This is a genomic window from Chryseobacterium sp. A301 (assembly GCF_054489425.1).
This window is the reverse complement of record NZ_JBTMWY010000001.1, coordinates 593,328-607,338: the sequence shown is the minus strand read 5'-3', so window position 1 is coordinate 607,338 and position 14,011 is coordinate 593,328. Positions and strand designations below refer to the sequence as shown.

Below are 14,011 nucleotides of genomic sequence, written 5' to 3'. Positions count from 1 at the left end.
ATCTATTATTTGATTAAAATTAAGGTTCGCAAAAATACGAAAATTTTGCAAACAATGCCCATAAAGCGAGGGGATTATACCAAAAATCCCAGCAGTAGGCCTGCTGGGATCCATTCAGAAGTGGAAAAACTAGTTTTTGATCTCGATTTGAGCGTTTACATCCGCTTCACCGCCAATCACCTCTCCAAATTGTTTCTGCGCAGAAGGCATTTGGTCGTTCACGCTTTGGGAACCGTGGTAAAGTTTGACACTCACTCTAGCGGGAGACTGCACCTGGCTAACTTTCCAAAGAGTCTTTAGGCCAAGTTTCTGTCCGTCAGAGCGGATCACGTCGTTTGGAAGCCTTGTGAGCTCAAGATCAACCCCTGCAAATTCAAAGGTGATAAAGTGCTCGTCTTTCTCCTCGATAATTTCCCCTAGCATACTTTCCAAATGACCGTCATGTCTGTGGAAAAAATCAAGACTTAGCTCATAGTTTTTTCCGGGCGCTAGGATCAAATCGGAGGAAGCTTTGCCTCCTAAATAGGTTATTACTTGAGGTGCACTCGTGCTTCCCTGTTCTTTAAAACTTAGAGTAATTTGTTCAATTTCTTCGTGTTCATGAATATCCTCAGGAACTCCGTCCCTACGACAAGAAGTGAATAAAACAGCGATCAGTAGTATAGTAAAGATAGAATATATTGATTTCATAATAGTAAAATTTTTATAAAGAATAAGTTAGTGTTAAAATAAAATTACGGCCTTGTTCAGGCGAAAAATACCGCATACGATTCATAGAATCGCGGTACTCTGTGTTTAATAAATTGGTGATCCGAAGATCGAAATTAAGGCTTTTCGCAATCGGTCCTCCAAGAGACAGCGACCAGAGGTCGTATCCTTTCGGAGTGGAGCTTACATCCAAAACCTTCTCTACGATTTGTCCATCCTCAATGAGACTTAGCTCTACATTTCGTAGAGGGAATCTCTTTTGTTTCAGAACCAGTAGGTTTTCTAGTTTTGCGTAATAGGCCTTGGATTTAAAGCCCGAGAACTCAATGCCGTTTCGAAACTGCGTAGGTTGCATTAAAATTAGAGGCTCGTCATGACTTAAATCTTGACCTCTTAGGCCGCTGGCCTGAGAAGTCCATTTTAAAGCCTTGGTAAGGTTCCAATTTAAATCCACGTCCACGCCGTAAAGTCTTGCCTTAGTTTGTTGAAAAGACCAAATCAAAAACACGCCTCGATTGGAATTCTGCACCCCCGTTGGAATCTGACTAATGTAATTTGAAGAGTGCATAAAGTAAGGGGAAACCTCCAGAGAGAACCCCTCTAACCACGGTCTCTTTACTTTCGCCGTCAAACTAAAATGATCAATCTGTTCCGACTCAATCGCAAGGGAACCTACTTCAATCGTGGAGGCAGAATGATGCAGTCCGTCTGCAAACAGTTCCGCCGCACTAGGCGTTCTCGAAGACCTTGAATACCCAAAGTCTAAACTAAAATCGCTTCCTACATGGTAATTTGCAAACGCACTGAGCGAGAGATTGTGGTAATCTAAAATCGGATTCGTGAGCACACGACTCCCCTCGTGAGAGACTTCAAACTCTGAATACTTAGATTCAAACCTGGATTCCCAATCGCTTTGGTCGTAGTATTTGTACGCATCGTAGCGATTAAATTCATAGCGAGCTCCCGCTCCCAAATGAAATTGTGGGCTCAGACGATAATTTAAAGTCGAATAGATTCCTAAATTATAGCGATAATAGTCTGGGATGAGTCTTCTGGCTTTGGTGGATGGATCGGGGTAATTATCCTCAATCGCTCCAAAAACACCCGTTTCCAAATCCCAACTTTCACGCTCAATCAAATGATCCACTTGCAGTCGGTGGGTAATAAGCTCCAAATCCATAGAAGGAAGAGTGCTTAATTCTCCTCTTCTCAAATCGAACTCTTTTCGCTGGTTGATTTGAAAATCGTACTGTGCACTTAGTTTCCCAAAATTGGCAAACCGATGGTAGGCCTCTAGTTTCACCACATGGTGAGCCACTTCCTGTCTCGGATTTGAAATTTGGTAACTAAAGTCATCGAGATAAATCGGACGGCTGCTTGCAATTGCATCGTAGAAATCTTCTGGACCGCCCAAATGCGAGCCTCTGTAGATTCCAAACTTTTGATTCACTCCCGAATAGGAAGCTTCAAAACCATTGGTAAAGCTTCGTTTGCCTACCGCAAAGCGAAAAGAGCTTTGCTCAGCACCTGTATTTTGAAGCGTATGGTGGGGAATCTGGATGTCTCCTAGTTTTTGGTAGGAACCACCAGTAGTCACAAACCAGTCGTTTTCCCAGGCTTTTCCTAGATCCGTTCCTAGCTTCAGCCCACGACCACTGGAAATCCCAGAAGCAGTGATCTTCCCCATGAGGGTGTCTTTGCGAGGCATCGTTTTTGGCTCTAAGAGAACGAGTCCCCCTGCCGCATCACCCCCGTACTTGAGAATACCTGCTCCTTTCACCACGCGAACCCGCTGAAACATGGAGGGGTCTACACTCGGCGCATGCTCCACACCCCATTCCTGTTCATTTAAGCGAACCCCATCGTTTAGTATGGCGACACGAGTTCCGTAAAGTCCATGAATGATGGGTTTGGAAATCCGACTTCCTGTACTTAAAATCCCTACTCCACTTAAATTGCTCAAAGCACTTCCAAGGGTTTCAGAACTGAGTCTTTGAAGGTCAGTTGAGGAAAGGGTTTGTATGGAATGTCCCGATTTCTGCTTGACCCCTGCTCCCTCTACGACGACGGCTTCAATATCGTGAAGATGATGCTCCATTCGAATGGTAATTCGAGTAGAACTCACAAGATCGATTCCCATTTCGTAAGGCTCACATTCCGGGTGTGTTACTTTTACATGATAATGACCTTTGGGAAGGTTTTTAAATTGAAAACGTCCATCAGAATCACTGGTAGCAACTCGATCACCGAGTTGAATCGTGGCATTTTCTAACTTTGTTTTGTTGTGGAAATCCTCCACATTTCCTTTGAGGACAAAGGAAGTTTGTGCGCTCACCACTAGCATTCCAAAAAAGAATGCCATGAGCTTTAATAATGGCTTCATAGATTGATTTAAGCACTTAAATAGATAGCATGACTCCTTTTTGGAGCTGCTTTTGAAAAAAAATAGAGTTAAATTCTCCCCGTGGGAGGTCCCCTACTTGAGACATGAAAAATCTCTGCGCTTAAATTGCGAACTTCGAAAGAAAACAAAGGAGCTGTTTTCTGTTCGTATTTTATCTTGGGACTCCAAATTTGTGGAGACTCAAAGCTAATTTGGTGAGATAAAAAATGACAAGCTTGACAATCGCTTGCCCCGTGAAGAGTCGTAATTTTCTGTAACGAGTCGCCATCTGCAACCAAAAACTCGGTACTCGTACGGGAGTGTGAGTGGTGGTGAAAGAGCGTGGAAAACACCATGACCAGTACATACACCGCGCAGAGCGCAGTGGATAAAACCGGTTGTAATTTTTGAGTTTTCCGCATTCTGCTAAATTAATAAATTCTTTCTTAACAATGCCCCTAAGCAAGTCTGAAAAATTGACTAGAATTTAGTAAATTTGTGTCTCATTAGAAACCCCATAGCAAATGACAAAGAAATCCATGGTGAAAAAGATTGGAGTCTTAACTTCTGGAGGCGATGCACCCGGAATGAATGCGGCAATTAGAGCCGTAGTAAGAACGGCCATCTATCATGATTTGCAAGTCGTTGGAATCCGAGGTGGATACAACGGTCTGATCGAAGGGAATTACACCAAAATGGGGCCTCGCTCCGTGAGCAACATCATTAATTTAGGAGGGACCATTTTAAAATCGGCCCGATCCAAAGAATTCCGAACCGCTGAGGGAAGACGAAAGGCCTATGAAAACTGCAAGGCAGAAGGCATTGAAGCCTTAGTTTGCATTGGCGGAGACGGTACTTTTACAGGCGCCCAAGTATTTAGCGAAGAAACCGGAATCAAGGTGATCGGAGTTCCGGGGACCATTGACAACGATATCTTTGGAACCGACAACACCATCGGCTACGACACCGCCTTAAATACGGCGATGGAAGCCATTGACAAAATTAGAGACACGGCCACCTCTCACTCTCGAATCTTCTTTATTGAAGTAATGGGAAGAGATGCAGGCTTTATCGCTTTAAATAGTGGAATTGCGACAGGAGCTTTGGACATTTTAATTCCAGAGCAAAACGACAGCATGGAGGAGCTTCTTACGACTTTTAAGAAAGCGCACAAAAGAGGCAAGAATTCAAGTATCGTCGTGGTCGCTGAAGGAGAAACTCTGGGTTCCACCTATGAACTTGCACAGAAAACAGGAGAAGAGTTTCCGGATGCAGACATTCGAGTGACTATTTTAGGCCATATTCAAAGGGGCGGCTCGCCGAGCTGCGCCGATCGAGTACTCGCTTCTCGTTTAGGCTACGGCGCTGTCCTTGGACTTATGAATGGTAAGTCGAATGTAATGGCCGGGCTCCAAGCGAACCAATTGGTTTATACTCCGATAGAGGATGCCATTAGAAAACACAATGAAATCAACCAGGACCTTCTGCAAATCTCAGAAATTCTGGCCCTATAATTAATCAATCAAAATCAATTTATTATGTCAACAATTAAAGTAGGTATCAACGGATTCGGAAGAATTGGTGGTTTGGTATTCAGTGCTATGCTAGAGCGCGACAACATCGAAATCGTAGGTATCAATGACCTGATCAACGCAGAATACATGGCGTACATGATGAAATACGATTCCGTACACGGACGTTTCGATGGCGAAATCACAGTGGAAGGAAATGACCTTGTAGTCAATGGAAAAAGAATCCGCGTCACAGCAGAAAGAGATCCTAACAATCTGAAATGGAATGAAGTGGGTGCAGATTACATCGTGGAATCTACTGGACTTTTCCTTTCTAAAGACTTAGCAGGGGCGCATTTAAATGCAGGGGCAAAAAAAGTAATCCTTTCCGCTCCTTCAAAAGACGACACACCGATGTTCGTTATGGGAGTAAACCACAAAGAACTTACAAATGACGTAGCGATTTTCTCAAACGCTTCTTGTACAACGAACTGTTTAGCTCCGCTTGCAAAAGTACTTCACGACAACTTCGGTATCCTTGAAGGACTTATGACCACAGTCCATGCGACAACGGCTACTCAAAGAACCGTAGATGGACCTTCCATGAAAGACTGGAGAGGAGGACGTTCTGCTCTTCTAAACATTATCCCTTCTTCCACAGGAGCTGCGAAAGCCGTAGGAAAAGTGATTCCAGAATTGAATGGAAAACTAACGGGAATGTCATTCCGTGTACCTACAGCAGACGTTTCTGCAGTAGACCTAACGGTAAGACTAGAAAAACCTACTTCTTACGATGAAATTTCTGCTGTGATGAAAAGTGCTTCTGAAGGCGAACTAAAAGGCATCCTAGGGTACACCGAAGATCCTGTCGTTTCTCAAGACTTTATTGGAGACAAAAGAACTTCTATCTTCGACAAAGGAGCGGGAATTATGCTTTCTCCTACCTTTGTGAAAGTGGTATCTTGGTACGATAACGAAACCGGTTACTCTAACAAATTAACAGATCTATTGGTTCATTCTGCTTCTCTATAGGAAGAATACTATAAATCATCAAAAGCCAAACCCTTCTCTTGAGAACGGTTTGGCTTTTTTGCTATAGGGCGGCAAAGAATTTGCAATGCTATAGGTTCCATTTAAAGATTAGAATAATGACTAAAATAGCGCAGCCTCGGTTCCACCAGAGTCCTCACTTTAAAGAATTCTGGACCAAAGGCATGGGCAAAAGACTTTTAGACTGGTCGGGAGGCCAACCTTCGCTCGAAGGATTTGAAAAACGATCCCCCCTCTATTATCAAATTGACTCTTTGGCCGACCAGGTGGTTACCGATACATACAAAGCCATGCCTTATCCAAAGGCAAGCAGCCTTATTTCCAAGTATATCAAAAAGGAGAATACTGCGAGCGAGCCCCAGGTGGAAAGTTTAGTGAAACTTTTAACACAGATGCGAACGCGTCCGGATTGGTATAACCCCGAGCTAGCCAATCTAGGGGCGAGACTCTGCATGCGAGGCGGAGTTAACTCCCTCATGGTCTTACGAGACTACAGCCTAATGGGTGGGTATGAATTTGCCTACCTCGCCAAGCCTCTCATCTATACGGGACAATTAAAGAAAGGCGCGGTCAAAAGACTTAAGGATACTTTGGAATTTTGGGTACTCGTCACGCGCGAAAACGCAATTACACCCGGCTCAGAAGCCTTTGAACTTATTCTAAAAACGCGCTTAATGCATTCCTATGCGAGACTTTCCATTTTGGAAAATGCACAGGATTGGAATACGGAGCTCTGGGGAGAGCCTATCAATCACTTTGATATGATTGCTACCTATTTGGGATTCTCCCTTGTCTTTTTGCATGGGCTCTCCCAACTAGGCGTGAAAATATCGACACGTGAAGAACTAGGTGTTTTCCATCTCTGGAAATACGTAGGAACTCTCTTAGGAATTCCCACGGAGCATTTGCCTGACAATAAAAAACAAGCCGTCGAAATCTTCTATCAGTGGTCTACTCTTCAAGACAAAGCGGATGCGGATTCGAAAGAACTTGCACAAGCACTCCTACGTGAGAACTTAGAGAGCACCATTCAGCCTTACCAGTTTCAACGAAAACTGCTACTAAATCTTCACCAAAGCATGTCTACCTTTTTTCTAGACCCACCCATATTGCAACGACTAGCCATCCCAGAAACCGATACTCTTGGACTCTTTCCAAAATTAAATTGGGGATTAAACCAAGTGGCTCAAAAACTTCTTCACTCCTCAAGCGCCAAAAGCGCAACAAGACTTGTGAAGCTTGGGGACCGCGCGCAGCGTCAAGTTCTTACAGATTACCGAACCCATAGCTAAGGAATTTCTATCCCTTTTCACTGGCGGTTCCCGAGGTCTAAAAATTGCTACAAAAATTAGCAACGCTCTAAGCGAATTGAGCGATTAATTGCGTATTTTTGACGAAATAATTTGACTTATGAGCGCAGCAGACGATAAAAAGAAAGCGCTAGCCCTGGTGCTAGAAAAATTAGATAAAACCTATGGAAAAGGGACTGTGATGACCCTTGGAGACGATTCCGTTGACACGTCCATTGAAGTAATTCCTACAGGATCGCTTGGACTTGACATCGCCCTTGGGGTGGGTGGATATCCAAAAGGAAGAGTGATCGAGATCTATGGACCTGAGTCCTCAGGGAAAACGACTTTGACTCTTCATGCCATTGCAGAGGCTCAAAAATTAGGAGGCATCGCTGCTTTCATTGATGCGGAGCACGCATTCGACCGTCATTACGCTTCCAAACTCGGAATCAATTTAGACGACTTAATCATCTCTCAACCGGACAACGGAGAACAAGCTCTTGAAATCGCTGACAATTTGATTCGTTCGGGTGCAGTGGACATCGTAGTCATTGACTCGGTTGCGGCACTTACTCCAAAAGCGGAGATTGAAGGGGAAATGGGAGAATCTAAAATGGGACTTCATGCTCGTTTGATGTCTCAAGCCTTAAGAAAACTAACGGCTTCAATTTCGAGAACAAAATGTACTGTGATTTTCATTAACCAGTTAAGAGAGAAAATCGGGGTTATGTTCGGAAATCCAGAAACCACTACCGGTGGGAATGCTCTTAAATTTTATGCTTCCGTTCGGATTGACATTCGTAAAGCGGGAGCTCCAATCAAACAAGGGGACGACGCAGTAGGAAGCCGCGCAAAAGTAAAAATCGTAAAAAACAAAGTAGCTCCTCCATTCAAGCAAGCAGAGTTTGACATCATGTACGGAGAAGGTATCTCAAAAACGGGAGAAATCTTAGATGCCGCTGTGGATTTAGGCATCGTGAAAAAAAGCGGATCCTGGTTTAGCTACGAGGAAACCAAACTAGGTCAGGGACGAGACTCTGTCAAAGAAGTTCTTAAAGACAATCCTGAATTAGCAGAAGATTTGGAAGCACAAGTAAAAGAAATGCTATTCGCTAAAAAATAATCTTTTTTTAGACTAAATACGATAAGCCCTCTATCCTACCAAGGATTAGAGGGCTTTTTTGATTGTGGCATATCCTTACAAGTCGATATTTTTTCTACCTTTATACCAACCGATTTCGTTTATTTTGAGACTATGAAAAAATCACTGCTCCTAGGCCTTCTCTTTATAGCGTCCGTAATCTCTGCACAAACGCATCGCTTTATTTACGACCTGAAATTCAAATTGGATTCTACGAGCACGGAGCTTATCTCCACTCAAATGGTACTAGACATCAATCCGGATTCCGTGAAATTTTACGAACACGATTTTCTTGAAATGGATTCCATTAACAAGGCCAATCAAAATAACGGATACCAAGTCTGGGGCTATCAGAACATTGTTACTAGAAAACGTAACTCTTTCGAAAATAAAAATTATGAGAATACGGACAATGTCTTTGTGTACACGACAAGCGATCCTATTCAATGGACTCTCAAAGAAGAAACGAAGAAAGTAGGTTCCTATACCTTACAAAAAGCAACGACAGACTTTGGAGGTCGGTCTTGGATTGCTTGGTTTGCTCAAGAAATCCCTTACAATGAGGGTCCTTACAAGTTTCGAGGACTTCCGGGGCTCGTCTTTGAAATTCACGATACCCAGAACTCATTTGCCTATTCGATGGTTGAATCTTTAACTCTAAAAAAGACCTTTGACACAAGCGGCATTATCGAAAATTACGGGGGTGCCAGACCTATTGAAATCAGCGAGAGGACCCTTAAGCAAAAGAAACTTGAGTACTATGAAGATCCGCTAAAAGATTTTAGACTCCAGTTCGATGAAGAGCCCAACACCAAATTCTTTTACCGCGGTACTCAGATCACTGCAAAAGACCAATTAAAGAAACATGAAAAGGATGCGCAGCAGAATATTCGAAAGGAAAACAACCCGATCGAATTAGACAAAGCCATTCACTATCCTAAAAAATAAGCAGGGGGCAAAAAGTCTATTTCAAAAAGTACCCGAAAAAAATCAGAGGTTCTCAAGAGGATCCCAGAAACGAGTTTTAAACTCCACGATCTTGGTTCCATGGACTTTGACGCCTTCTTTTTCTAATGCTTTCGTAAAACGATCGAGACAGCTCGCCGTGATGTGACCGCTGCTGTTACAAACTCTATGTGCTGGAAAATTAGAGGGATAATCCCGGAGGGCGTTTCCCACATGGCGTGCATGGTTTGGATACCCCACTGCGCGAGCAATGGCACCGTAGGAAGTGACTCGTCCCTTAGGGATGAGTTCAATTACCTCGTACACTTGAGACTTAAACAGTGGATCCATCTTCCAAAGTTAGTAAAAGTGAGACAAGCACAAAGGGTCTACCGATAAAAAAACCAGTTCGAATTTATCGAACTGGTTATACTTTTTATTATTTCCCTAAATCTAGGAATTCTCTAAAATGTATTGGAACATTAGAGGCGCACAGATGGTCGCATCGCTTTCCACAATGTATTTAGGCGTATGAATGTCTAATTTCCCCCATGTAATCTTCTCGTTTGGAACCGCTCCTGAGTAAGAACCGTAAGAAGTAGTTGAGTCTGAGATTTGACAGAAATAAGACCAGAATGGAGTGTCGGTCATCTCTAAATCTTGGTAAAGCATCGGAACTACACAAATAGGGAAATCCCCAGCGATCCCTCCTCCTACTTGAAAGAAACCAATCCCTTTTCCACCTGAATTCTTAGGATACCAATCGGCAAGGAACATCATGTATTCAATACCCGATTTCATCGTCGAGGCATTGAGTTCTCCTTTGATACAATAGCTACTGAAAATATTTCCCATAGTGGAGTCTTCCCATCCAGGAACTACTATGGGTAGATTCTTCTCTGCTGCGGCAAGCATCCACGAGTTTTCTTTCGGAATTTCATAGTATTGTTCCAAAACGCCAGAAAGAAGCATTTTGTACATGTACTCATGAGGGAAGTATCTTTCCCCTTTAGCTTGAGCATCCTTCCAAATGTCAACAATATGTTTTTGAAGCCTTCTAAATGCTTCTTCCTCAGGAATACAAGTATCGGTCACACGGTTTAATCCCTTTTCTAGTAAGTCCCATTCCTCTTGAGGGGTAAGATCTCTGTAGTTAGGAACTCTTTTATAATGGGAATGAGCGACAAGGTTCATCAAATCTTCCTCTAGGTTTGCACCTGTACAAGAAATGATTTGTACTTTGTCCTGGCGAATCATTTCAGCCAGAATTTTACCAATTTCTGCCGTAGACATTGCACCTGCAAGGGTAATCATCATTTTACCGCCGTCTTTAAGGTGTGCTACATACCCTTTGGAGGCATCCACAAGGGCTGCAGAGTTAAAATGGAGGTAGTATTTCTCAAGAAATTCTGTAATGGGTTTACTCATTATTGTAATGTTTTGGCAAAGATAAGATTTTGCCTAATATAACCCTATGCCGTTTGTTAACATAAAACTGCAGATCGGGTGAAAACGAAACCCTAAGGACCTTTTGAATAAAATAATGGCGCAAAAAATTGCGCCATTATTTTAGTCTAGTGAATTGTTTTTTAGTGAAAGGTCTCCACCCAGTCTTCCACTTTTAGAATTTCAATCTTTCGATTTCCCTCTCTAAAAGGCCACTCGATTACATCGCCTACTTTATACCCTACGGCTGCAAGCGCAATATCTGAGAGAATAGAATGCTTGTTCTTTTTAGGTTTGGCTTTATCAGAAGACACTAGAATGTAGTCGTTTTCTCTATTTTCTGTGTGGTCCTTAATCGTGACTACTTTATTTACAGTCACCACATCTTCAGGAAGATCACGCCTTAGAACTTGCTTTGCGTGTCTTAGCTCAGTCGTCAGTCTATTTTCTTCTTCTTGCGTAACTCGTCTCCTTCTTAAATGCTCTTTAATTGCATCGTATATACCTGTGGTTAATTGTATTTGATTTTCCATTCTTTTTTAATTTCTAAAATTGTTGAGTAAGATTCGCACCAATCTGACACGTTCGTTTTTTTAAAAAATCGAACGGTGCTTAAAGTGATAAACTTGAAAAGTGGCCCTGTCCCAGATCTGACAGGGATTAGTCCATGAAATCCTTAGAACTTTTTAGAAAAGAATCTGTAAAAAGATAAGACAATGCAAAGAGAATCCCTGCACAAAACTTTAAACCGGCAACCTGAGCAATCGCAACCATCTTATTTACAGTAGTTTGAATAGTACACAAAGGTACGGATTATAAAACGTGCAGACAAATAAGAAATGCACTAGTTAAAACCGGTACCTTCTATCTTGTTTCTTTTTTGATAATTTGGATTTTTGATCGAGGCGCTTGGCTATTTGAGATTTTGAAGGTTTGCTTTTAAGCCTCTTTTTGGGCACGACAAGGGCCTGCGCCACCAGTTCGGTGATTCGTCGAGTGGCAATATCTCTATTTCGAAGTTGAGACCTCTCTTCGCTCACAGTGACGCTGAGTACGCCCGCAGAATTAATGCGAGTGCGCAATTTATCAAGAACTCTCTCGATCTGTTCATCGCTCAGAAGCAGAGTATCCTTTACCGACCATAGAACGGTAACACTGGTTTCTACCTTATTTACATTTTGTCCTCCCGCCCCGCTGCTTCGCTGGGTTCGATAGGATAATTCTGACTTTAAATCCATTTTACTTCACCTGCTCTTCGAGCCATTTTTTTAACAAGGGACGACTAATCTTCCCATTGGACGTGCGTGGAATTTTCTGCGCAAACAAAACTGCCTTGGGACGATGAAAATTCTTTTCAAATGGAGTGTGCTCAATCTGAGCGCGAATTTCGCTTGACTCTTCTCCTTCAACGACAAGAACTAACTTCTCCCCTAGGACATCATCTTTTACTCCTACAAAGACCACTTCTCGTGGAACTTGTCTTTTAACCAAGGACTCCAACTCCTCCGGCCTAATTTTCGCCCCCCCTGAATTGATCACATTGTCGGTTCTTCCTAAAAACCGAAACTTATCCTTTGCTATTAATTCTACAAGATCATTCGTTTGAATCAGCTCATCACTTACCTTTGGGGCATTAATAAGAAGGGCACCTCTAGAATCAAGCTTGACTTCGATTCCGTCAAAGAGAGTGAAATAGTCCTGTTCTACAGGATACAGCTGCTTAAGAGCAATATGGGAAAGCGTCTCCGACATGCCGTACGTTTCGTATATAATCGTTAATTCTTCTTCTCCGGTATTCTTTTCAGACGATAAAACCTCATGCAGCTTCTTCTTTAGGGATTCCGATACGCCGGCACCCCCAATAATCAATTTTTGTACTTTGGAAATAGCATGCAAACTATTTTCTACCTGCAATGGAGTCATCGCACAAAAGCCAATTCGTTTTTTAAGATTCTCTAGGGGACGCAGGGAAGGATCTGCAATAGTAAGGGTTAGTCCTCTTTCTAAGCTGCGCACCACCATCATCTTTCCAGAAATATATTCAAGCGGAAGACACAAAAGAGCCGTATCCCCGCGGTGCAAATCCAAAAAGTCACAAGTCATTTTTGCAGAATTAAGCATCTTATCTTTGTTCACTTTTAGAACTTTAGGAATCCCAGTGGATCCGGAAGTCTGAACTTCCACCTCTTTTGAGCTCGAAAACCACTCTTCCACAAATGCAATTGTCTTTTGCTCAAACTTTGTTTTTGGCAATAACTGATTAATATCGAATGACTTAAAATCTATTTTCATGAACTTCCTGTTTTACACGTCTTAAAATTATACTTTTTTAAACAAAACTTTTGCAAATGTGTAAAAATTCTTTAAATTTGCACCACTTAAATATACAGACCCATGGTGTAGCGGTAACACTACTGATTTTGGTTCAGTCATCTGGGGTTCGAATCCCTGTGGGTCTGCAAAGGAGTTACTTCCTGAAACAAAAAACCATCTCAAACTAAGCGTTAGAGGTGGTTTTTTCATTAGTAGGTGTTTCAGATGATTTATTTCGTTTCACGTTTAGGGTCAAATTAAGGACAAAAATACGGATCAAAAACAAAATCTACGGATTTTGATTTTTAGGCATAGATTTTCGTTTGCTTCGCAAAACCTCATACAAAACTCACAATGCCGCAAAGCATCTCTTTAGTTGACGTTCGACTTTAAAACCTCAGTAAGTTTTGATTTACTAACAGGATGAATGTTTTCTAAATTGAGGGTATCGACTTTGCCATTTGTATCGGTAATAACAACGGCACTCGGACCGTAATCAATTGACTTGATTTGAGCGAATTTCTTTTTTAACCCTGAAGGACTGTTGATTTTCGCCGCAAATCCGCTCGAATTCCATTGAAATACATTTTTAAAAAAATAGACTCTCAGCAAATAAAGCAGAATCGAGAGGTAAGTGAATATGGGAAACAATTTTCGAAACAGTACGTTTCCAATATCCAGTTTATGCAATACCGAAAAAGCATCCACGAGCACGCAAATTCCTAAAAAAACAAGGAATAATAGATTCGTTTTTGAGTCTAGCTTTTGAAAACTTATTTTCTTCATGAGAGTAAAAACCTGCTTTAATCCTCTTAGCACCCCATCGGGGCCGTTGAGCAACAGGGCATTAAAGATAATAAATAATTTCAATAATAAATCGTGTTTCAGCTTGTTTTGAACTGGTACAGAAATTCGTTCTAGTGCCATTGGATTTCTTCCAGGACGATGCTTCGAACACGACCCGCCCCTTTATAAATCTTCATTTCTAAATGGAAGTCTTCAGACCCAGTAATCGGAAGCTTGATTACAGCGATGCGGCCCTCTCGAATAAAGGCCTCTTCATTCACGGTCTTGTAAAGCGTACCGTCTAGGTAGGTTTCCACTTTATGGACGAGGTCTTTTAAAAAGTTAGCTCCGTGACCACGGCGCTGCAAAGGTTTAAAGGCGCCCATTTAATTCAAAAACCGCCTCGTGCCACAGGTCTATAGTCCAAACTCCGCCG

The 14,011-nt window shown here is 42.2% G+C and carries 15 protein-coding genes and 1 tRNA gene; 6 read left to right on the top strand and 10 right to left on the bottom strand.

Annotated features, from left to right (window positions below; translation table 11 throughout):
• Positions 1-129 precede the first annotated feature (129 nt).
• The 3 genes from ACX3PU_RS02880 to ACX3PU_RS02870 all read right to left on the bottom strand — a co-directional run bounded on the left by ACX3PU_RS02880 (position 130) and on the right by ACX3PU_RS02870 (position 3,513).
• Positions 130-690 (bottom strand): hypothetical protein, encoded by a 561-nt coding sequence (locus ACX3PU_RS02880; RefSeq protein ID WP_459083396.1) that lies wholly within the window; start codon positions 688-690, stop codon positions 130-132.
• Positions 691-703: 13 nt separating this feature from the next.
• A complete protein-coding gene (locus ACX3PU_RS02875; protein WP_459083395.1) occupies positions 704-3,091 on the bottom strand; it encodes a TonB-dependent receptor in 2,388 nt (795 codons plus the stop codon).
• 68 nt (positions 3,092-3,159) lie between these two features.
• Positions 3,160-3,513, bottom strand: a complete 354-nt coding sequence (locus ACX3PU_RS02870) for a hypothetical protein (RefSeq protein WP_459083394.1) — start codon at positions 3,511-3,513, stop codon at positions 3,160-3,162.
• A 102-nt stretch (positions 3,514-3,615) separates the two neighbouring features.
• Between ACX3PU_RS02870 and pfkA the strand changes: the two genes are divergently transcribed.
• From pfkA to ACX3PU_RS02845, 5 genes are all read left to right on the top strand, one after another.
• Positions 3,616-4,605 carry a 6-phosphofructokinase gene (pfkA, locus tag ACX3PU_RS02865; RefSeq protein WP_459083393.1) on the top strand — a complete coding sequence of 330 codons (990 nt, stop codon included), beginning with the start codon at positions 3,616-3,618 and terminating at the stop codon, positions 4,603-4,605.
• A gap of 24 nt (positions 4,606-4,629) precedes the next feature.
• Positions 4,630-5,634: a type I glyceraldehyde-3-phosphate dehydrogenase gene (gene gap / locus ACX3PU_RS02860; RefSeq protein ID WP_459083392.1), complete on the top strand. Its 1,005-nt coding sequence runs from the start codon at positions 4,630-4,632 to the stop codon at positions 5,632-5,634.
• Positions 5,635-5,750: 116 nt separating this feature from the next.
• Complete coding sequence (locus tag ACX3PU_RS02855) at positions 5,751-6,944, top strand: oxygenase MpaB family protein (protein WP_459083391.1); 1,194 nt, start codon at positions 5,751-5,753, stop codon at positions 6,942-6,944.
• A gap of 118 nt (positions 6,945-7,062) precedes the next feature.
• A complete protein-coding gene (recA, locus tag ACX3PU_RS02850) occupies positions 7,063-8,067 on the top strand; it encodes a recombinase RecA (RefSeq protein WP_459083390.1) in 1,005 nt (334 codons plus the stop codon).
• 132 nt (positions 8,068-8,199) lie between these two features.
• Complete coding sequence (locus tag ACX3PU_RS02845) at positions 8,200-9,033, top strand: GLPGLI family protein (RefSeq protein ID WP_459083389.1); 834 nt, start codon at positions 8,200-8,202, stop codon at positions 9,031-9,033.
• A gap of 42 nt (positions 9,034-9,075) precedes the next feature.
• Here ACX3PU_RS02845 and ACX3PU_RS02840 read toward each other — a convergent pair whose 3' ends face one another.
• From ACX3PU_RS02840 to ACX3PU_RS02820, 5 genes are all read right to left on the bottom strand, one after another.
• Positions 9,076-9,381 carry an MGMT family protein gene (locus ACX3PU_RS02840; protein WP_459083388.1) on the bottom strand — a complete coding sequence of 102 codons (306 nt, stop codon included), beginning with the start codon at positions 9,379-9,381 and terminating at the stop codon, positions 9,076-9,078.
• Positions 9,382-9,483: 102 nt separating this feature from the next.
• A complete protein-coding gene (locus ACX3PU_RS02835; RefSeq protein ID WP_459083387.1) occupies positions 9,484-10,458 on the bottom strand; it encodes a deoxyhypusine synthase family protein in 975 nt (324 codons plus the stop codon).
• Positions 10,459-10,619: 161 nt separating this feature from the next.
• A complete protein-coding gene (locus ACX3PU_RS02830; RefSeq protein WP_459083386.1) occupies positions 10,620-11,009 on the bottom strand; it encodes a GreA/GreB family elongation factor in 390 nt (129 codons plus the stop codon).
• A gap of 315 nt (positions 11,010-11,324) precedes the next feature.
• A complete protein-coding gene (gene arfB / locus ACX3PU_RS02825) occupies positions 11,325-11,714 on the bottom strand; it encodes an alternative ribosome rescue aminoacyl-tRNA hydrolase ArfB (RefSeq protein ID WP_459083385.1) in 390 nt (129 codons plus the stop codon).
• Position 11,715: 1 nt separating this feature from the next.
• Entirely contained in the window at positions 11,716-12,768 is a 1,053-nt protein-coding gene (locus tag ACX3PU_RS02820) for an AMP-binding protein (protein ID WP_459083384.1), read from the bottom strand.
• Positions 12,769-12,864: 96 nt separating this feature from the next.
• Here ACX3PU_RS02820 and ACX3PU_RS02815 point away from each other — a divergent pair.
• Positions 12,865-12,935, top strand: a tRNA-Gln gene (locus ACX3PU_RS02815).
• A 226-nt stretch (positions 12,936-13,161) separates the two neighbouring features.
• Here ACX3PU_RS02815 and ACX3PU_RS02810 read toward each other — a convergent pair.
• Entirely contained in the window at positions 13,162-13,716 is a 555-nt protein-coding gene (locus tag ACX3PU_RS02810; protein ID WP_459083383.1) for a hypothetical protein, read from the bottom strand.
• A complete protein-coding gene (locus tag ACX3PU_RS02805; protein WP_459083382.1) occupies positions 13,707-13,961 on the bottom strand; it encodes a hypothetical protein in 255 nt (84 codons plus the stop codon). The genes ACX3PU_RS02810 and ACX3PU_RS02805 overlap by 10 nt, the downstream gene beginning before the upstream one ends.
• Positions 13,962-14,011: the final 50 nt, after the last annotated feature.